The sequence below is a fragment of the Trinickia violacea genome (genome assembly GCF_005280735.1).
GTDB classification, from domain to species: domain Bacteria; phylum Pseudomonadota; class Gammaproteobacteria; order Burkholderiales; family Burkholderiaceae; genus Trinickia_A; species Trinickia_A violacea.
Window position 1 is genome coordinate 3,292,403 of sequence record NZ_CP040078.1, and the last position, 19,195, is coordinate 3,311,597.

The 19,195-nt window shown below is 60.9% G+C and carries 20 protein-coding genes and 2 pseudogenes; 13 read left to right on the plus strand and 9 right to left on the minus strand.

Translation table 11 applies throughout. The features are described from left to right. Nucleotides 1–196: 196 nt before the first annotated feature. The 4 genes from FAZ95_RS36850 to FAZ95_RS36865 all read right to left on the minus strand — a co-directional run bounded on the left by FAZ95_RS36850 (nucleotide 197) and on the right by FAZ95_RS36865 (nucleotide 5,004). Entirely contained in the window at nucleotides 197–1,378 is a 1,182-nt protein-coding gene (locus tag FAZ95_RS36850; protein WP_137337235.1) for a lipid-transfer protein, read from the minus strand. An 87-nt stretch (nucleotides 1,379–1,465) separates the two neighbouring features. Beyond that, nucleotides 1,466–3,007, minus strand: coding sequence for an AMP-binding protein (locus FAZ95_RS36855; protein WP_137337236.1), 1,542 nt, complete (start codon nucleotides 3,005–3,007; stop codon nucleotides 1,466–1,468). A gap of 27 nt (nucleotides 3,008–3,034) precedes the next feature. Continuing rightward, entirely contained in the window at nucleotides 3,035–4,156 is a 1,122-nt protein-coding gene (locus tag FAZ95_RS36860) for a DUF5938 domain-containing protein (protein ID WP_137337237.1), read from the minus strand. Between the two features lie 44 nt (nucleotides 4,157–4,200). Continuing rightward, nucleotides 4,201–5,004, minus strand: a complete 804-nt coding sequence (locus FAZ95_RS36865) for an SDR family NAD(P)-dependent oxidoreductase (RefSeq protein ID WP_137337238.1) — start codon at nucleotides 5,002–5,004, stop codon at nucleotides 4,201–4,203. A gap of 23 nt (nucleotides 5,005–5,027) precedes the next feature. Here FAZ95_RS36865 and FAZ95_RS36870 point away from each other — a divergent pair, with 23 nt between their 5' ends. The 4 genes and pseudogenes from FAZ95_RS36870 to FAZ95_RS36885 all read left to right on the plus strand — a co-directional run bounded on the left by FAZ95_RS36870 (nucleotide 5,028) and on the right by FAZ95_RS36885 (nucleotide 8,511). Continuing rightward, complete coding sequence (locus tag FAZ95_RS36870; protein WP_254700180.1) at nucleotides 5,028–5,924, plus strand: TetR/AcrR family transcriptional regulator; 897 nt, start codon at nucleotides 5,028–5,030, stop codon at nucleotides 5,922–5,924. 299 nt (nucleotides 5,925–6,223) lie between these two features. Continuing rightward, a pseudogene (locus tag FAZ95_RS36875) lies at nucleotides 6,224–6,415 on the plus strand (IS30 family transposase); the annotation flags it as partial. A 765-nt stretch (nucleotides 6,416–7,180) separates the two neighbouring features. After that, nucleotides 7,181–7,696, plus strand: a pseudogene (locus FAZ95_RS36880) (outer membrane lipoprotein). A 41-nt stretch (nucleotides 7,697–7,737) separates the two neighbouring features. Beyond that, complete coding sequence (locus tag FAZ95_RS36885; protein ID WP_254700182.1) at nucleotides 7,738–8,511, plus strand: peptidoglycan DD-metalloendopeptidase family protein; 774 nt, start codon at nucleotides 7,738–7,740, stop codon at nucleotides 8,509–8,511. A 618-nt stretch (nucleotides 8,512–9,129) separates the two neighbouring features. On the opposite strand, the gene FAZ95_RS36890 is transcribed toward FAZ95_RS36885, so the two are convergent. After that, nucleotides 9,130–9,435, minus strand: coding sequence for a YciI family protein (locus tag FAZ95_RS36890; protein WP_137337239.1), 306 nt, complete (start codon nucleotides 9,433–9,435; stop codon nucleotides 9,130–9,132). A 520-nt stretch (nucleotides 9,436–9,955) separates the two neighbouring features. On the opposite strand from FAZ95_RS36890, the gene FAZ95_RS36895 reads away from it, so the two are divergent. From FAZ95_RS36895 to FAZ95_RS36925, 7 genes are all read left to right on the plus strand, one after another. After that, complete coding sequence (locus FAZ95_RS36895) at nucleotides 9,956–10,369, plus strand: contractile injection system protein, VgrG/Pvc8 family (RefSeq protein WP_137337240.1); 414 nt, start codon at nucleotides 9,956–9,958, stop codon at nucleotides 10,367–10,369. 52 nt (nucleotides 10,370–10,421) lie between these two features. Beyond that, complete coding sequence (locus FAZ95_RS36900; protein ID WP_137337241.1) at nucleotides 10,422–11,273, plus strand: hypothetical protein; 852 nt, start codon at nucleotides 10,422–10,424, stop codon at nucleotides 11,271–11,273. A gap of 601 nt (nucleotides 11,274–11,874) precedes the next feature. Continuing rightward, a complete protein-coding gene (locus FAZ95_RS36905; RefSeq protein ID WP_137337242.1) occupies nucleotides 11,875–12,291 on the plus strand; it encodes a lysozyme inhibitor LprI family protein in 417 nt (138 codons plus the stop codon). A gap of 1,232 nt (nucleotides 12,292–13,523) precedes the next feature. Next, nucleotides 13,524–13,985: a transposase gene (locus tag FAZ95_RS36910; RefSeq protein ID WP_137337243.1), complete on the plus strand. Its 462-nt coding sequence runs from the start codon at nucleotides 13,524–13,526 to the stop codon at nucleotides 13,983–13,985. A 67-nt stretch (nucleotides 13,986–14,052) separates the two neighbouring features. Continuing rightward, nucleotides 14,053–14,802, plus strand: a complete 750-nt coding sequence (locus FAZ95_RS36915; protein WP_137337244.1) for a response regulator transcription factor — start codon at nucleotides 14,053–14,055, stop codon at nucleotides 14,800–14,802. A 28-nt stretch (nucleotides 14,803–14,830) separates the two neighbouring features. After that, a complete protein-coding gene (locus FAZ95_RS36920) occupies nucleotides 14,831–15,079 on the plus strand; it encodes a DUF3824 domain-containing protein (RefSeq protein ID WP_137337245.1) in 249 nt (82 codons plus the stop codon). 203 nt (nucleotides 15,080–15,282) lie between these two features. Then, nucleotides 15,283–15,552 carry a hypothetical protein gene (locus FAZ95_RS36925; protein ID WP_137337246.1) on the plus strand — a complete coding sequence of 90 codons (270 nt, stop codon included), beginning with the start codon at nucleotides 15,283–15,285 and terminating at the stop codon, nucleotides 15,550–15,552. Between the two features lie 91 nt (nucleotides 15,553–15,643). On the opposite strand, the gene FAZ95_RS39680 is transcribed toward FAZ95_RS36925, so the two are convergent. From FAZ95_RS39680 to FAZ95_RS36945, 4 genes are all read right to left on the minus strand, one after another. Beyond that, nucleotides 15,644–15,916 (minus strand): SOS response-associated peptidase family protein, encoded by a 273-nt coding sequence (locus tag FAZ95_RS39680; protein ID WP_175425867.1) that lies wholly within the window; start codon nucleotides 15,914–15,916, stop codon nucleotides 15,644–15,646. Nucleotides 15,917–16,130: 214 nt separating this feature from the next. Continuing rightward, complete coding sequence (locus FAZ95_RS36935; protein WP_137337791.1) at nucleotides 16,131–16,331, minus strand: hypothetical protein; 201 nt, start codon at nucleotides 16,329–16,331, stop codon at nucleotides 16,131–16,133. Then, nucleotides 16,331–16,681 carry a hypothetical protein gene (locus FAZ95_RS36940; protein ID WP_137337247.1) on the minus strand — a complete coding sequence of 117 codons (351 nt, stop codon included), beginning with the start codon at nucleotides 16,679–16,681 and terminating at the stop codon, nucleotides 16,331–16,333. Before FAZ95_RS36940 ends, FAZ95_RS36935 begins: the two co-directional genes overlap by 1 nt. Before the next feature lies 1 nt (nucleotide 16,682). Further along, entirely contained in the window at nucleotides 16,683–16,997 is a 315-nt protein-coding gene (locus FAZ95_RS36945; protein ID WP_137337248.1) for a hypothetical protein, read from the minus strand. Nucleotides 16,998–17,085: 88 nt separating this feature from the next. Between FAZ95_RS36945 and imuA the strand changes: the two genes are divergently transcribed. Both imuA and FAZ95_RS36955 read left to right on the plus strand, forming a co-directional pair. Next, nucleotides 17,086–17,799 carry a translesion DNA synthesis-associated protein ImuA gene (imuA, locus tag FAZ95_RS36950; protein WP_137337249.1) on the plus strand — a complete coding sequence of 238 codons (714 nt, stop codon included), beginning with the start codon at nucleotides 17,086–17,088 and terminating at the stop codon, nucleotides 17,797–17,799. Nucleotides 17,800–17,857: 58 nt separating this feature from the next. Next, nucleotides 17,858–19,195 carry a Y-family DNA polymerase gene (locus tag FAZ95_RS36955; RefSeq protein WP_254700184.1) on the plus strand — a complete coding sequence of 446 codons (1,338 nt, stop codon included), beginning with the start codon at nucleotides 17,858–17,860 and terminating at the stop codon, nucleotides 19,193–19,195.

Here is a 19,195-nt window from a genome sequence, read left to right on the forward strand (position 1 = left end):
TATCTACTAACAATTAAGATTTCGATTGGCAGTATGGCCTGCACCCATTTCACCGGCTCGTTATAATTCTTCGACCGGTTGCTATCGTTCCAGCAGTTGCGTCCCCGGCGCGGGACACACCTGTCGATGCTCGATGGCCCCCATGACGACGAGAAGCCTTTGCACGTACAAAGTCGCTACCATCGGGCCACCCTCTCTAATCTCGACGATACAGTGTCACGACGCACGCGCCGCCCAGCCCGATGTTGTGCTGCAGCCCTACGCGTGCGCCCTCAACCTGTCTCGATCCAGCTTCGCCGCGTAGTTGCCAGACTAGTTCTGCACACTGCGCGAGCCCAGTCGCACCGAGCGGATGGCCCTTCGAGAGCAGGCCGCCCGACGGATTGGTAACGATCCTGCCGCGGTACGTGTTGTCACGATCGCGGACGAACTTCTCCGCGCAGCCCTCGGCACACAGTCCGAGCGCCTCGTAGCTAATCAGCTCGTTACTCGTGAAGCAGTCGTGCAGTTCGACGACATCGAGCTCCTCCGGGCCGATGCCGGCCGACTCGTACACCCTTCGCGCAGCCGCCGCGGACATGTCGTATCCGACCATCCTGATCATCGACGCGGGCGCAAAGCTGGTCGGATAATCGGTCGTCATCGCCTGCGCGGCGATGTAGACCGAATGCCCGTGCCCATGACGCATCGCGAACTCGTCCGAGCACAGCACGGCGCAGCCGGCGCCGCAGGTCGGCGGACAGCACTGGAACCGGGTGAGCGGATCGAATACCGCGTCCGAATCCATCACCTGCGCCAAATCCAGCGGGTCGCGAAACAGCGCGTACGGATTCCGGCTGGCGTGCTCGCGCGCCTTTACCGCGACCATCCCGAACGTTTCCCTCGCCGCGCCGTAACGCTCGATATATTCCCGGCCCGCTCCACCGAACATCCGCACCGCGAGCGGCGCGGATGTCTCGCCCTGCACCGCGTCAGCGACGTGGAGATGCAGGTCGAGCGGCGACGCGCGGTCGTTGAACTTCGTTGTGAGCGCGCCCTTCTCCATCTGCTCGAAGCCGAGCGCCAGCACGCATTCGGCCGCACCGCTCTCGATCGCCTGCCGGGCGAGCCAAAGCGCGGTCGAACCGGTTGAACAGTTGTTGTTGACGTTGACGACGGGCACGCCCGTCATGCCGATCTCGTAGACGGCGCGCTGCCCGCAAGTTGAATCGCCGTAGACGTAACCCGCGTAAACCTGCTCGATCACGTCGTACCGGATGCGGGCATCGCCGAGCGCGATCCGCGCGGCTTCAGCCGCCATTTGGTAGTACTGTGGGCTCGCGCCCGGCTTCGTGAACGGGATCATCCCGACGCCGATGACGTTGACTCGACGGTTCATGCCTCGCTCCTTTGTGAATTCAAAAGATCTTCACGACGCGCAACTGAGCGCCGTAGTTTTGACACGCGCCTGCCGGAATCGCCTGCTTTACCCGGCGGCCGTGTCGCCCCTCAGCCGCGCCTTCACCTCGGGTTTTGAGACCTTGCCAACCTTCGAGCGCGGCAGGTCGTCCCACACCTCGACCTGCTTCGGTGCTTTGACGCTGCCAATCCGCTCCTTCACGAACGCGACCAGCGCCGCCGCGTCGATCCGCTTGCCGTCGCGGGGCTGCACCACGGCGACCACGCGCTCGCCCCATTTCTCGTCGGGCAGACCGATCACCGCGCAGTCGCGCACGTCGACATGCGCGAGCAGCGCCTGCTCGACCTCGATCGAGTAGACGTTGAATCCGCCAGTGATGATCATGTCTTTCGCGCGATCCACGATGAACAGAAAATTGTCCGCGTCGAGATAGCCGATATCGCCCGTGTGATGCCAACCGAATGCGGACGCCTCGGCCGTCGCTGCGGGATTTTCGTAGTAGCCCTTCATGACCAGTGAACCGCGCACGACGATTTCGCCGCGCTCGCCTGTCGGCAGGAGATGCCCTCGCTCGTCCATGATGCCGACCTCGACAAGCGGCGTCGGCCGACCGGCGGACGACAACCGTTCGACCGCGATCGTGCCGTCCGGCCGAAAGTGGTCGGCGGGCGCAAGCGTCGACACCATCATCGGCGCCTCGGTCTGGCCGAACAGTTGGGCCATCGGGCCGATCCGCTCGAGCGCCTCGGCAAGGCGATCGACCGAGATCGGCGCGGCGCCGTACCAAAAACACTGCAGTGAATCGAGACTGGTCGACGGCAATTGCGGATGATCGAGCAGCATGTAGATCACCGTCGGCGGCAGGAACGTGTGCGTGACGCGTTCGCGTTCGATCGTCGCGAGGAACGCACCGACGTCAGGATGGCGCATCACGACGATCTTGCCGCCGAGCGTCATGACTGGCAGGCACAGCACGCCCGCCGCGTGCGTGAGCGGCGCGAACGCCAAGTAGACCGCTCGACCGTCGAACGGATAGCTCATCAGAGTGAGCGCCGTCATCGTCTCCAGGTTCTGCTCGGTCAGCATCACGCCCTTCGGCACACCTGTGGTGCCGCCCGTGCCCGGCAGCATCGCGACGTCGGTGACCGGTCCGCGTTCAAACGCGGTGTCGGGCAGGTCACCCAACCAGTCGTCAAGACGCTGCGCGAACGGCAGTGTCTCGTCCAGGCAGATCACGACGCGCAACGCTGGAAGATCGGGCAACATCTTGCGCACCATATCCGCGTACGCGCTGTGGAACAGCAGCGCACGGCAGTCGAAGTTCGCAAGCACGAAGCGGTTCTCGGCGACCTCGTTGCGCGGGTTGACCGGGCACCAGACGTTGCCCGCCCGCGCGATGCCAAACACGCAGGCAAACGCGACCGGATCGTTGCCCGACAGGATCGCCACCTTCTCTCCAGCGGAAACGCCCGCGCGGACAAGACCGCGCGCGACACGGTAGGTGAGGCGCTGCACCTGCGCGTAGGTCAATATCTCGTCGTCTGCGACGAGACACGGCCGGTCGGCGCCGAGCGACGCACCCTTGTCGAGATAGCGGGTCAAGCGCATGACGATTCTCCCGGTAAGCGCGGTGCGTCAGTCCTGCACGGTCAGCACGGGTTTCATCACAAGGCCGAAGCTACGCAGCTGGCCGAGCAGCGCGTGATGACCGAAAGCCTGGCATCCGGACGCGAAGCCGACCCGTCGCGGCGGCGCCTGTAACAGCGAAAACGCCGCATAGGCCTGCAGCAGGCCGGTCTGCTTGTAGTTGCAGACACCGTGGATCACGCAATGCGCGCGGCCGAGCGGGCCAGATGCATGCACCGAGTCCACTGTCGTGTTGAGACGCGGATTCTCGCGCGGTGGCATGCTCGCCTGCATGCTGTTGGCGATCTCGGCGAGCGCGGCTTCCTGCTGGTCAGGTGGCAACGGGCGGATCTTTTCATCAAACATCTGCGTCGTCTTGCGTACGCCTTCCATGACCGCGCGCGCCATTACGCCGCCAATCGCGCGGCAGTTCGACACGCGCGGATCGTCCTTGAACCACACTGGATGCGCGGTGCCGCCCCACGGCACCGCGATAGCCGTTTCGTGCTGCCCCGGCACCAGCACCTCCGCATGCGCGGTTGGTTCCCACGCGACGTATTTGTTCTGTTCGAGGTAGTACCAGGTGGCCTTTAGGATCGTGAAGATCGTCTGCGTCGACGCGTAGGTGGGAAAGCCCTTCCACAGCACCAGGATGTCGAGCGTGTCGAGCCCCGGTGTCTCGAGACACAGGTTTGCCGCGATTTCCCCGGTCGTGTACATCTGCGCGATGTTCGGCGCGAGCAACAGTTCCCTCTTTGCGAACGCATCCCCCCAGTGTTCCTTGGCGTGCAACACCCAGTCCTGCTCGCCCGTCGTGTCCGAATAGTGGCAACCCGCCGCGAGGCAGGCCTCGACGACCTCGGCGCCATACTTGATGAACGGCCCGACCATGTTGCTGACGAACTTCGCGCCTTTGAACAGCTCGGTCAGCGTGCCAACCGAATGCTCGACCTCGACGATCTCATAGTCCGCGCTCTCGATGCCGGGAATGCGTTCAACAACCGCTTCGATTCGTTTCCTGTCCCGCCCGGCGGCGATGAACGGAATGTTGTACTCGCGCAGGTATTCGCATACCAAGCGTCCGGTATAACCCGACACACCGTAGACGACCACTGGCTTCTTTGCGCCCATGTTTCTCCTCCATCCAGAAAGAAAGATTCGCCCGCGGCACTGTGCTACATGCCCATACCACCGTCGACCGGCATGCCGGCGCCCGTGATGAAGCGAGCGTCGTCGGAACACAGAAAGACGATCGCGTCGGCGATCTCGTCAACCGTCGCGAGGCGGCCCAAAGGCGTCTGCGCAACGACGGCTGATACCGCGCTCTCGACGTCCGGGGCCAGCTTGTTGGCTACGATGTCGGTCGCAAGCTTCATCCCCATCTCAGTCGGCGTGAGGCCTGGGTAGACGCAGTTGACACGGATGCCGTAACCGAGCTTGCCGGCTTCCATCGCCGCCACGCGGGTCAAGCGATCGACCGCGGACTTGGTGGCTGAATAGCCGGCGATCGCGGGAAAGGCGATCGTCGCTGCCACGGACGACACGTTGACAACGGCGCCGCCACGTCCCGCCTCGCCACCGGGCCGCATCGCCCGGAACGCATGCTTGAGCCCGAGGCCGACACCGACAACGTTGATCTCGCACATCCGGCGGAGATCCGCCGCCTGCAGGTCCGCCACGAGCGACGTGATCTCGATGCCCGCGTTATTGATCAGGATGTCGAAGCCGCCCAACTCGTCGACCACCGTGCCGACGGCACGCGCCCACTGCGCGTCGTCGCTAACGTCGAGCGCAACCGCGCCCGCGCGGGCACCCGTCTGCGCGATGCCACGTGCTGTTTGCTTTGCGAGATCGGCCAGCACGTCGCCGATCATTACGGCCGCGCCCGCCTGAGCGAGTGCCTGCGCTACCGCCGCGCCAATACCCCGCGCGCCACCCGTTATCAGGGCTTTGCGCCCGTCCAGCCTTCCATTTGCCATGTCTCCCTCCACGCTTCAAAGTTGTGCCGGACGACGTGCAAACCGGGCAGGTCTGCCGGAATCCGACGACCTCTAACCAATTGGAAAGATATTTTTTACCGGATGGTGATTTTTATTTTTCCGACTGTCAAGATTTATTTGAACGACCGAAAAGTTTTTCCTTGACAGTTGTTTCGCTGCTTCGCACAATGAAGTCACCCGCTGACGGCGATCCGTGCATGCCGCGCGGCATCGTGCGGCGCGCGGCACAGTTGAAGGGAGACGACAGCAGGATGACGAGGCAGGACGACATCGCGCCCACCGCGACGAAGCAGCGTTCCGCGCGACCGAGGCGCAATCCGGTGGACAAATACGAAGCGCGCCGCGTTGAGCTTGCGGAAGCCGCGCTGAAGGCGCTTGCGGAGCTGGGATACGCGAAGACGAGTCTGCGCGAGATTGCGCAGAAGTCCGAATTCACACACGCCGTGTTGCCGTACTACTTCGAGGACAAGCTCGACCTGATCCGCTGCAGCATCCGGCACTTGAAGGCACAATGTGCGACGCGCTACGACGTCGTAACAGCTGCCGCTCAATCGAGTGAAGAGCTGATGAACGGCTTCCTCGACAAGCTCGCGGAGACCATCCGCGACGAACCGCAAATGCACTGCCTTTGGTACGACTTGCGCGCGCAGGCGCTGTTCGAGGAGGCGTTCCGCGACGTGGTGAATGAGATCGACAAAAGCCTCGAGGACATGGTCTGGCGTGTCGTCACGCGCTATGCCGAACTCGGCGGCGGGCAGCCGACGATCACACCGGGCGCCGCGTATGCACTACTCGACGGCCTATTCCAGAAGCATTTACTTCGACACATATCCGACGATCCCAACGCTGTTTCAGATCTGCTTGACGAAGTCCGAACACTCTTACCGAGACTTATCTGATCGTTTTCCTGCTTGATCATTCCGGGATGGCCTCAACGACTACATGGCGTTTGCCTATCAAACGGGCGCCTCATGCTGGTCGTGCCTGCCGCCAGCGTAACGCGGTGCCGGGGTATTGTCGGGTAGCTGGGCGCGATTACCCGTATCCACCCTCCGCAGAACCGCGCGTGGGTCTTTCGATCCACACGGCTCAAGCCTCTGCAAAGGCATCTCGCGACGCCCGGTTTCACAACGGCATTTCGGCAGACTAATGATTTCTACGGCGAGATTGAGTGCTTGAAGATTACTCGCTGCGTCTCTGGCAACCCGGCTCGAACGAAAACACGAGTGAGCTTCTGACGCAGCACTTCCCTAAAGGTACCGATCAGCCTGTCTATTCACAGGCCAAGTTTAATGCCGTCGCGAGGCGGCCCAATGAGCGCCCACAAAAAACACTAAACTTCGATACGCCGGCTGAGCGATTTCATCAAACCATTGCATCGACCGGTTGAATCCGCAGGTAAGAGCGGTTGTTCAATTCATTTTTGTTCGACACATTGGTAGACGCGCCGTGATACCAGTAAGCGTCAAAGGAAATTGACAACCTTTCTCAAGTCAGCAGTGCATAAACAGGGCTTCCGCATCAAATGTTAAATTCCTGAAACCCTTGTCTGGCTCTAGATCAGAGCGGCGAACGTAAGTCCTAAGCCATGCAGACTTCTGACTCGTACGAGTCGCTTTCATGCCTGCCGCTAGCGAAACATCCTGATAGCAAAGGCGATGCAGCCGCTGTTTGCTCGCCTCTTGATAACTCATATATCTTTAGGCATGCTTTATGATATGGCCTTGGACAGGCTGCGATTCTGGCGGCGGTGAACGTCAAATTTTGCAAAACTTGCCTCGCGTCACCTTTGCAGCGTCAACGCCAGATCATGTCAGACGTTCCTGGAAGGACCGGTCGACTGGCCGGTATGTTGAAGCTGGTCCTTCGAGGAAACGAAATCATGAAGAAAGCAATTGTGGCCGCAATGATGGGCTTCCTGTCGATCAATGCGCTCGCGCAGGCGTCAGCACCAATGGCCCCCCACCGACAATAAGACGCCTGCGGTTCACCACCATTACAGACATCACCACACGCAACACCGCCACCATGCCGCCACCGCTCAAGGTGATGAGGTCGTGAAGCCGTAAGGGCGTATGCGGGCAGGTGAAATGCGGCGCGCAGCGCGAACCGGAAGTCCCGTTTTGCCGCCCGCGCTTCCTGTGAGAACCGACACATGCCACAAACCAGCACGACAGTCCTAGCGAAACTCATTCCCATCTCCGTGCTTGCCAGTTCACTCATGTTTGGCGGGTGCGCCTATAGTCCGAGTTCGACCGACACTTATCTCGTGTCGCAGGCACAGCGCGAGGCAACGGTCAGTATCGCGACGATAGAAAGCGTGCGGCCCGTGAAAATCAGCTCGAGTGACGGGCAACCCAGCGGACTCGGTGCAGTCGGCGGCGGCACACTGGGTGCGGTGGCCGGCAGCACGCTGGGCGATGGCAACGGTTCGCTGGTTACCAGCATCATCGGTGGCATTGTCGGTGCAATTGCGGGTAACGCGATCGAGAACGGCGTGGCTATTCATGATGGACTGGAGATCATAGTGCGCTTCGACAACGGTTAATTGTGGGCCATCAGCCAGGACACGAACGGCGAGGTGTTCGCGGCAGGTGACCGCGTGCGCATCCTGCGGGCCGATGGCATCGCGCGCGTGACGCATTTCGCCGCATCCAGCGTCGGCACCTGACATTCGCCTAAATTCTTCCATTTCGGATCGCTTCAACTCCGATGATCCAGAACCACAAGAAAACCGCATGCGCGCCGCTGACACGACTGACATTCATGGTCTTTCTGTCAGTAGTGCTCATGGGCGCGAGCGGCTGTACCTCCCCTTCGTGGACCAGGCCGCAATCAGATAACACGAGCGTGTCGCGCATGACTGTGCCGCCCGGCTACTACCGTGTGAATCCGGGTGACTCGCTTGACGGCATCGCGACTGCATTCGGCCGGCGCTTACAGGACGTTGTCCGCTGGAACGGGCTGGCTGGCAGCGAGGCCATTGTGCCGGGCCAGTTACTCAGGGTTGCACCGCCGGTCATTGCGGACCGCCAGCCGCCAGCGGTTCACGACGTTGTGCTGGAGGTGCCAGAAACACTGAAGGCGTCAGGCTTCATCTGGCCAGTGCAGGGACGTGTCATTGAGCCGTTCGTCGCGGGGAAATCACACGGGGTGCTGATCGGTGGCGCGCCTGGCGAACCTGTGAAAGCGGCCGCGGCCGGCCGTGTCGTCTACGCGGGCACCGCCATCGCGGCGTACGGGCCGCTCGTGATCATCAAGCACCGCTATGGTCTGGTGACCGCCTATGCGCAGAACGGCAGATTGCTGGTGAAGGACAACGAGGCCGTGACGCAGGGGCAGGTCATTGCCGAGGTGGGTGTGAAGGAAGACGGCCATAGCGTGCTGCAGTTCGAGGTGAGGCGCAATGGCAGGCAGGTCGATCCGTTGTCCCTGCTACCCGCCCAGTCCAGGCGCGAGATCCCGAAAGGAGGTGCTCATCGGTGACTGGACCGTGTATGACCTGCCGCGGCTATGCTGCACGGCGCGTCTAACTGGAAATCAGAAGAGACGGAACATGCGACTTCGACCCGCATTGCAGGTGCTGTTCACGGCGGCTCCTCTGGTGACGACCAGAAATCCTGCAGGCGTGTATCGCGAGCAATGGCTCAGCGCCAGTCAGCTCGCGCAGGGGCAGGCTGCCGTCCGCAAGGCACAACCTGCTACGCCCGGGCGGGGGCTCAAGCCTGTAGTGCGACCGTTCGGGCAGGCTGCGGGCGAGCGAGCGGGGCCAGCGGATGACTTCTCGGACCCCATCGCCCCGTTCAACGATAACCAGCGCTTTCGTGTTCACGCTCCATCTTACAGCCGGAATCCCCCTCGTCAGCGATGAAAGAAATGGCACTTCCGCTCGCGGTACGCCTGCGGGAAGTGATGAAGGATGGCTGCGAGCGCACGGCGTTGCAGACTGGAAGGCAACTTGGCGTCAGGCCAGCCACCGCGAACTTTGAACTCCTCAGGGCGTGCTGGACGGCACGACGCATATCGTCCGGTACACGTACACATTGCTACTCTGCGGGTTCACGCCGGCAAGACACCCGTCTCCAGGACGGGTGTCGTGCGTTATTACATGGTGGGCATGGGCATGTATTCGAACACCTCGATGCCACCGCCATTGGCAAGGTGTGGATGTCCGGCCGTCAGCGCGACGGCCTGGTCATGCGATTCGGCCTGGATGATCGAAAAGCCCGTGGCAGCACTGGCTTGCGCGGTACCAAGCAATGTGCTGGCCGGAATCAGCGGCGTGCCGTGATCAACCAGTGCCGAACCGAGTTTGCCAAAATAGGACATCCATGCCGCCATCTGCGCTTTGGCGTCTTTTTCTTTGGTGGGCTTGCCACCACCGGAATACAGATACAGATACTTCGTCATCGACAATCTCCTTTGTGCGAGGGGGAACAACGCGTCTCGACCTGCGAGACGGAACTATCAGGAGCAAAGGCCCCCTGAAAGTCAGATAGCGCTGTGCTGATGCATCACGCTCTCCGCCGCGTAAGTCAAGGCAGCACACTCTTCGGCGGTGCGACATCAGTCGAATTCGATTCCAGGAGCGCACGCGCCTTCGTACCACCGTTTGTGCCCGGTCAGGACTGTATTCGCGAGTGCGGTCGCCAATGCTAATCTCAATTCCGATACGACGCCGTCTAAACGAAATGAAAACATTCACCTCAATGGCGTATTGGTCCATAAAGCTATTAGATCATCGTAACTTGTCAGATATTGCTTCCTGACAAAAAGTGACATTTAAAAGGGCTCCGAACCATTGATTCATGCCATGGCAGAGGTTATAAGGTTGAGTCGCCCGTAAAAGGTCACTATCACGGCTCGCTCCTCCTTTGCAGCCCATTCCTTCTGGCCGTGTCTCCCCGAAATCAGCACTGAGGCCAAGCCCATGGCGAATATACAAGCAGCATTGCAGGACATACCGGGACGTCAGGCGTGTTTTCTCGATGTGCCCAGTACTGCTAGCGCGGCACTGCTATCGGCTGTGGAGTTCAATGCAACCGAGAAGATCGGTTCGCCCAGTGAGCTGAGCATCGTACTTACCCACCCGCTTCAGCTCACGCGCACCGATTACCTGAGCCGCGATGCAGCTTTCACGATTGTGCCGGACGACGCAGCCATACGAAAATTCTCCGGGTACATCGCGGGTTTCTCCACGATCCAGACGACGAAGGATTACACCAAGTACCGGGTCGTGCTGAAGTCGCATTTTGCATGCTTGCAGGGCGTCACGAACACCCAGACGTTTCAGCACCTCACCACGCCGCGGCTCTGTCAACTTGTCGATATCGAGACAAGTTGACAGAGCCCTTAATAGCCGTCCATTCGTGACGCACGCAAGTACGAGGAAAAACATGGAATCTTTAGATATCGCAGCACTATGCGAAAGAATCGCCGTTCACCCACCTTATTTTTCGTTCTCTAAGTTATCCAGAGGACATGACCAGTCCGTTCGGGGGACATTCTCACCGGAGCAATTCGTGGGCCATGAGCGCGGGGCAATCGCGTCCGCGGAAGTTGGCAGACACTTGGCCATCTTAGGCAGTTGCGCCGCGGCGGCCGGCGGCCCAGCAGAAATGACCTATTATCTTGCAACGAAGGGACGTCTGACGATGCTTGGTGGCAGAGCAGGTACGACCGGGACAGGAGCATTCGAGGCCGTCGCCACGGTGCGGCATAAGGGCCGCCGGTCAGTCATTGCTGACGTGGTTGCGAACGACGGCGAGCCATTCGCTCACCTTCAATGCGAATATCAGGTCTTGTCAGAGTCGACGTTCTCCCGGGTATTCAAGCAGCATTACACTGGGCCCTTTGAACGACCAGAGGACTCACCATACCGCAATCCGGTACCTTTGGAATATGAGGTACCTGGGGAGCGATCGCTCGCCGCACACAGCCGCCCATTGCCATTAAGCAATTTTGCGGGACATTTCGACGAGTATCCGTCATGGCCTGTGGCTATCGTGGCAGACACATTCGCGCAAGTGCGAAGTCGACTTTTGCATCATTTGCTGGACGATGAGGTCGATTATAAGGTGGCCCGCCTTGATGTTGATGCTCATCGTCTGGTACCTGCCTCCGCCTCATTGCGATTCGAGGTCGAGTGCACTTTTGCGAATCGCACGCTGTCGCGCTACATCTTCTCCGCCCGTGTTATGTGGGGCGCGACTTTGGTTTCCGAAATGCAATCCGAGATCTACGTATAGTGAAGCTGCTGTGGGAAAACGTGCAGGTCCTAATCCAGCGCTACCTCGACGTGATCGAAGCGCCGGTCGCCGTGTATCCGCGCCGCTAGCAAACAAAAGGACGCATAAAGCCCGCCCCTCTCGGGAGCGGACTTTATGCCGCAGTTAATTGTTCGTCCTACCGCCGCCCATAAACGTGGACAGCCATCGTTGAATCTATAACCTCGCTTACCACAACGTTCCCCGTCTTGTCCGAAGAAGTGACCCATGCATGCTTTTTCCCGCGGCGTACATAGTCGCTTTCTGACCCAGCCTGTGTGAAAACGTGTTGATCACCTGAACTGAATCAACGCACTGAGGCCGGGTGACTCACGAAGCGATTCGTTGAAAGCGATAACCGCAAACAGATCGCACTATTTCTCGTGTCCAGTTTTCGTCGCCTTTGTCTTGCCGTCGCTGCAATGGGTATCGCGCTGTCCGCGCATGCCGCGGGCATAGACTGTTCCAATGCGAAAGCTCACAACGACCGTCTGATCTGTGGCCGCAATGCGCTCGTGTCAGCGGACGGTTCGCTCGCGAGCGCTATGACAGCGCCATCGACACTGCCGAAGACCAGGGGGCGGTGATCCAGTCACAACGCGCGTGGCTCAGGCAGCGCGACGCGTGCAGCGATGTCGCCTGCATCGCTGGCGCCTACCGCGAGCGCATCGAAGCGCTAAAAGGGGTGAAGCGCGCGGGCTGGAAAACCTATCGGGATCCGGCGCTGGGGATCTCGTTCGACTATCTCGCGAACCGGCAGGTGAAAAAACCGTGTCCCGCTCTTGGCGGCGACCGCTGTGTCGCGATCGTCGGCCGCAACACGTGGAACAGTGATTATTTCATTTCGTTCGAGATTTTCGACGGAGCGCTCGAATCCGTCGCCGAAGAGAAGGCCGTATTCGAGCGTGATGAGGGCGGTAAATGGACAACGAACGCCGGACCGGGCGTCCCCCAGAGGCGGAGCGCTTCTCAGGGCGTGGCTGGCAAGGCATGCGTGTGACAATCACCTGCGGTATCAGCGATCCGGAGTCGGGTTTTCATGCCGCCGGCGGTGAGTGCTACTGGGCCGTGCTGAGCAACGGCAATCGCTCCGCCTTCGCAAACACACAGGGGATTGTCGAAACGGATGACGCAACGCTGCATAGCGTCGCGACGTTCAGGTTCGACCGGTGACTTGAGCGTCACGGCACCGCACACGAACGTACGCGGCTGCACCTGCAGACGGCACAGGAGTGCGCCGGACGCGCGAAAACCGGAGCGGCAAACAACGCGAGGGCTGAACAACGAGCTCAGGAAAGCGCCAGTCAGGCGAATCGGGAATCGAAGCCTGTCCGTGCGAACACGCTTATGTGCACTTTCCGTTCCGTTGGTCCCCAAAGGCCGTTCACGCGCTTAACCCGATACGAAAGGAAGGAGCGCAATACGGGTTTCCCCGACCTGCCCGGACACATGAAGCGAAGCCGCACGCGGCTACGCGTCTTTTCACCCAGCTGCGCTGGGTGCTGGTGCCGATGTTTTGTCCGCGTCGCGCGCGGTCGTTGGGATCAGTCTCGCCCGCGAGCGCGCACGAAAGAAGCGCCTGGTGCTCCATCGGAGCACCAGGCGTCGAATCTTGGCATGCAGAAGCGAGAGCGTCGGTCTCGAGGCGGCGGCCACCGCTAGGGGCGGCGGTTTATTTGGTAATTCATTTCAACTTCGGTGACTCGGCCGCAGCCATCAGCTCAGCCGGATCCGCACTGTGGATTAGGAAACCGCAATGGAAACCGAACGGACTAAAGAACCCCGGACGGCAGCCCTGAGGCGAACCCTGTCACCGGTCTCAAATTGACAATTGTTTGCACTTCTGCTCTAGGGCATCGATATGCTCCTCACACATGTCGGTTGATGTCGCATGCCAGGGTACAGCGCCCTGTTCGCTACGTGCCGAGCCAGCGCCGGTTGAACCGGCATATCGTGCAACGCATTGACCGGAGCGGTAGCGATGAAGTTGAACAACTGGATTGTGGTGCTGGCCAACGCCTATATGGAATACACCACGTGGCAGGGGCGTAATGTCTATCGGCGTACAGTCTCCTATGATCGTGTCGTGTGGTGCTAGCCGACCGTCGCGTTGCTCGGCAGCCGTTTGATCGCCTGCCTGTCGGTCCTTCACCGACGCCGTAGCAATAAATAAAGAATCCATGAACTCGGGGTTTCGACGGCACGGCCCATCCCGGCTGTGTGGGAAAACGCATGAGCTTTGTTGAACTCACCGACCATGAATGGACGCTGCTCGCTCCGCTCTTGGATGACACACCGATCGTCAGTCTCAGTCGGCGCGGCAGGCCGCGCGTGCAATCGCGCGACGTGGCCAACGCGATCCTCTGGGTGATCACAACCGGAGGGCCGTGGACGAGATTGCCGGCCGGCTATCCATCCATGCCGACGTGTCGGCGCCGGTACTGTGCGTGGCACACGGACGGCGTGCTCGAGGAGATGCTGCAGATTCTGACTGACGCAGGGCGCATCCTTCCGCGTCGTCTGCAGTGGTCGAGTCAGGCTTCACAGGTTAGTCCACGTGATCCGCATGGTCCGGAAAGCGTTCGGGATCCCCAGCCGTATCCGGAAAATTCAAGCGTGCCCGCGCCGCATCGCGTGTTCTGGAGCAGTCCCGGTTCATGGCGGTCGCCGTCGACGACGTCGAAGGATGCGTGACCTTGCCGTCGAGCTGAACGGTATGAATTCTGCCCAGTTGGGATTACGGCGTCGTTTGCGGAGAACTATGCGAATTGCTGTATTGGAGGACGATCCCACTCAGGTCGATCTCGTCACTCAAACGCTGACGGCCGCAGGCCATACGTGTTATGCGTTCAAGGAAGGCAAGACATTGCAGAAGCGCCTGCGGCGCGAAACCTTCGATCTGCTGGTGCTCGATTGGATCGTGCCCGATATGTCCGGCGAAGCCGTGCTGAAGTGGGTGCGTGCGAATCAAACCGAGCACCGTCTTCCGATCGTCTTCTTGACTTGCCGCGACGATGAAGCGGGGATCGCGCAGGTCCTCAACGCCGGCGCGGACGACTACGTGGTCAAGCCGGTGTCCGGCCCGGTCCTGTGCGCGCGCATCGGCTCGTTGCTGCGCCGCGTGTATCCGGTCAATGTTGAGGCCGCGGTGCGCGAATTCGACCAGTTCAGTTTCGACGTGAAGCTGAAACAGGCGTACGTCGGCAACACGCCGGTGAGTCTCACGCAGAAGGAGTTCGAACTTGCGCTGCTGCTGTTCCTGCATCTCGGTCGCCCGCTGTCTCGCGCGCACATTCTCGACCTGGTGTGGAAACAGGCGACGGACATCCTGAACCGCACGATCGACACGCACATCTCGATGCTGCGCACGAAGCTTGGCCTGCGCCCGGAGAACGGCTACCGGCTCGCGCCGATCTACGGTTACGGCTACCGACTAGAACGCGTGATGCGGAGGACGCGGAGTGATCAACAGTATGACGCCGCACACGATGCGCGTCGTGCGCGGCCCTGAGCCGCGCGTAGATGGTACGGGAGGGTCGATGAAGATGGGTGACAGACTGCAGGTCCGAACGGCAGGGCCGGTTTGGGGATTGATCTTCGGCGTGTTCCTGACAAGCGTAGGGATGGGCCTTTGGATTTATGCAACGGCGCTTCACCGTGTCAGCCAACAGGATGAGTCGCTGGCAGTGGCCGCGGCGATCATTGGCGTGTTTCTGGTGGTGTACGCTGCGCACGAGCTGCGAAGCACGCGACAACGGCAAAGAGCGCTACGCGAGAGAATGCGATGAGTCCTTTTATCGACGGTAGGATGAAACTCGCTCGAGGTTCTTGGCGCAGTGTGGGCACCACATAGCCACCTCCGTATGAGCCAGCTGTAGCGCTGGGAACGCCAACGGAAAGGAGCTATTCCGTTCGCATAACTACACATTTTCTCACTCAAATCCGGTCGACACTGGCTGTAATTTTCACTCTGAGAGGTAGGAGACATCACGTGCTAGAGCGCTTGTATCACTACGACTATCGGGGCTTCGAAATCGGCCTACAGCCGCAGTTGATTGTGGAATCGGCGCAGGTCTTTTCACCATCCTACCTCGTACGTTATCGCTGTCTTGTCCGCATCCGCCCAATCGGATCCACGCGCGGCCTGGATACGTTCACGCTCGAGCGCAACAGCAATCAGCCGTTCGAAGATGAATTTGAGGCTGTGGCGCATGGTCGGGAGGCCGCAGAAGCGCACATTAGGACAGAGCTTGGGGAATGAGCTTCGGCGTGTCGTCGCCCACTGAGGTGCCGAAAAAAGAAAAAACGCCTAGGCTTTTGCCCGAACGCTGCAGCACAAACCGCTAGATCAGCTACGATTTACGCTGCTTCGTCCTGCGCTTCTCGCCGACGGTCTCCGAGCGCGCGTTCATCGTGTCGAAGACCTTCACGCCCACGGGGATGTGCTTGCGCGGCACCATGCCGAACGTGGCCAGGTCGGCGCGGCGGTCGCCCTCCTCGCCCCGGCGCAGGATCGGCGCGCCATAGTCCTTGTAGACGTCGTCGCGCCATTCATCGGCCGGCGGCTCGACGCCGTAATACTTTTCAAAGACGCGTCGCCGCGTGGCGGCGTAGTTTGTGCACACAGCAGTCTCCTGTAAGCCGTCTCACTCGCCATATTGTGCGATGACGCCGATCCGGATCCGTTCCCTTTTCACCATACCCGGTAGATCGCCTCGTGCAAGGTTTCGCGCAGCCCAGTAGATAGCTGCTTGCAGGCGATCCGCGAATTATCCGTCCAGCCAGCATTGCCGCAGACGACGTTCATGATCTATTCCTGCGGCGTGGGGAGGCGACCTCTCAGCCGTGGTTGTCTACCCAGGCGCGGCACCAGTTGAGACCGACAAGTTCTGCTTTTTCCTCGGTTTCAAAACTGCCCAGCACGCCCGACGTTTCAACGAGCTTGTTGTCGCGCGTGATGGTGCCGCCGGCGGCATACCCCGCGCCCTGGCCGATGGCGTGTCCCCAAATCGAATACCCTTTATAGAACTCGGCATCCATCATCGCACCACCTGTGGCTGAGCTTCTTGAGCACCGACGCGCAGCACATTGCCTTCTGGGGTCAGCAAAGGCGGGAAATCCCGCGCTTGGGGAGTGGTATTGACGGATACGGCATGGGCCGCTCGGACATGTTTGGCCGGCTTTGGCGAGCTCGTCACCACGTGGTACGGTTTCACCTTTGCCGCGTGGGTGGTTGCCGACACACGATGTGATTTAGGTTTTAGCGCGGCGTGACTGCCGGCATGTAACGCTTGCCGGGCTTCGGGCGGATTCCAGACTTCCACGTAGTGTTCGCCTGCGTTGGCAACGGAAGCGCCAGCCAGCAGCATTACGCCTAGAACTCGCAACATTTCATCTCCCTACCTTCAAGCCAAATTCGGCTACCTGACTGCACCGGATGTCCTGGCCGATGCATGCACCGTCACATCCAGCGCAATAGTGCCGGTCGTGCAACGCCTCGTCGACTTGCCAGGCGTTCTGCATGGTCGGACTGGCGGTCCCGATAGACCGGCCATTTTCGCATGCGTAGAACGTCGGCTCACCTGCTTTACCGCGTCGAATTGCTTCGTCGATGACCGCATCGCCGAATGCTGCTTTCAGCTCTACGACGAAGGCGGCCATCTCCGGCATCGGATGAGCAACCTGCTTGCGTCCGCGGGCGTCCATGGGGCCACCCTCCCAAAAAGTGCCAGTTCACAATTGGCGAATTGCGTGTAGCATACTGTATAAATATACAGGTATCCATGCTTTGCCCATGTCCGTTGCCTCCGTCCATGCCGAAGAGATTCATCCGTACGTGTGGCGGGCGTCGCAGCTTGCCGCGCCGGTGAGCCGCACCGTTGCGAGTGGGTTTGCCGATCTGGACCGCGAGCTACCTGGCGGTGGGTGGCCGACAGGCTCGCTGATTGAGCTGATGATTCCGCAGCCGGGATGCGGCGAGCTACGGCTGCTTCGGCCCGCCCTGGCGACTCTCGCAGCGCGTCCGTTGATTTTTCTGCAACCGCCCCATCGCCTTCAACCTGCCGCCTTCGATTGGTGGGGTCTCCCAACCCGCAACCTCACGGTATTGAAAGCGGCAAACACGGCCGACGCGCTGTGGGCTACCGAGCAGGTACTTCACGCTGGAACGGCCGGTGCCGTCCTCTTGTGGCAATCGCAGATTCGGGCGGAGGCGCTGCGCCGGATGCAACTCGCGGCCCAGCGCTCGGACAGTCTGTTCATTCTGTTTCGGCCGCTCGCCGCGGCCGCGTCCACATCGCCTTCGCCGTTGCGCCTGCTCGTGGCGCCCTTTAGCAGCGGCATCAGCGTGTCGTTTGTGAAGCGCCGCGGCCCCTCGCGCGACGAGTCGCTTTTCGTGCCGCTTGCGCCCTCCCCGATTTTGTTTGATCGAAATGCATTGGATCGGTCTTCATCTGCCCCGCCTCGCCCTCGAGAGCTTTCTCCCGAATTGGTTCACGACATCGTCTGAGGCGGGCGTGGTCGTGATCGACAAAGGACGGGTCCTTGACCTTGACGACACCGCGCGAATGCTCGGTGTCGTTGCCGGCATGCGACGCGGTGGCGTGCTCACGCTTGCGCCCAACGCGGTGGTGCATGACCGCGATACAGGCCGCGAGGCCGAGCTGCTGCGTGGCCTGGCCATCGCGATGATGCAGTTCACGCCATGCGTGACGATCGCCGACGAAGCGATCGTGCTGGCTGAGGTGTCGGCGAGCATGCGGCTCTTTGGCGGACTGCGAAAGTTACGACGGCGCGCGCGAGAAGCGGTCGTCGCTTTTGGCCTGACGGTACAACTTTCGCTCGCACCGACGGGCGAGGCCGCGTGGCTTTTGGCGCGCTCGATCGGTGGCGTTGCGTTGTCGCGGCGCTCCGTCGAGCGGGCGTTTCAACGCGTCAACGTGCTGACCTTACCGCTCGCACGTCGCCATGCAGAGTGGTTCGACGGCTTGGGATGCGAAACAATCGAGGATCTTCGACGTCTTCCGCGTGCGGGCCTCAAGAAGCGATGTGGTCCAGCACTGCTCGACGCGCTTGACTGTGCGGTTGGCGTCGCGCCCGAAGCGCATCGGTGGCTCGAAATGCCGCCGAGCTTCGACACTCGAATCGAATTGCCGAGCCGCGTCGAACACGTCGAGGCCGTACTTTTCGCCGCAAGGCGGCTGACTCTGCAGATGACTGGATGGCTCGCGGCGCAGCGGCTGGCCGTCGCGCGCTACACGCTCTCGCTCGAGCACGAGCGTGGCCGCACGGCCATTGCTCCGACTGCCGTTGAAGTTGCGCTGGCCGAGCCAACGTGGCACGAGGAGCATCTCGTCCGGCTGCTCAAGGAGCGGCTCACGCGCGTCGAGCTCGCTGCGCCTGTTGTCGCCTTGCGTCTCGAAGTGAAGGATGTGCGCCAGGCGGAGGCATCGAGCGACTCCCTGTTTCCTGAGCCAGGCGGCTCGCCGCAGGATCACGCACGGCTCATTGAGCTGCTCGTCGCGCGGCTAGGCGCCGACAATGTCTTGCGCCCAAGCCCGGTGGCGGACTTTCGGCCAGAAGTGGCCGCACAGTGGGTACCGGTCGGCAGCGACGCGCCGTCGGCGCGCGCTGACGTTCCACCAGGTTTGCCCCGCCCCACCTGGCTGCTCGACGAGCCAATCCAGCTCATCATGCGCGGCCATCGTCCACTCTACGGCACGCCACTACGCATGGTTTCGCCTGGCGAGCGTATCGAGTGCGGCTGGCAGGATGGCCATATCGTCACGCGCGACTACTTCGTTGCCGAGGCCGAGAACCACTTGCACTACTGGATCTATCGCGAGCGCGTCGGTAGTCGCGACGAACGTGCGCCGCGCTGGTTCCTACACGGTCTCTTCGGGTAA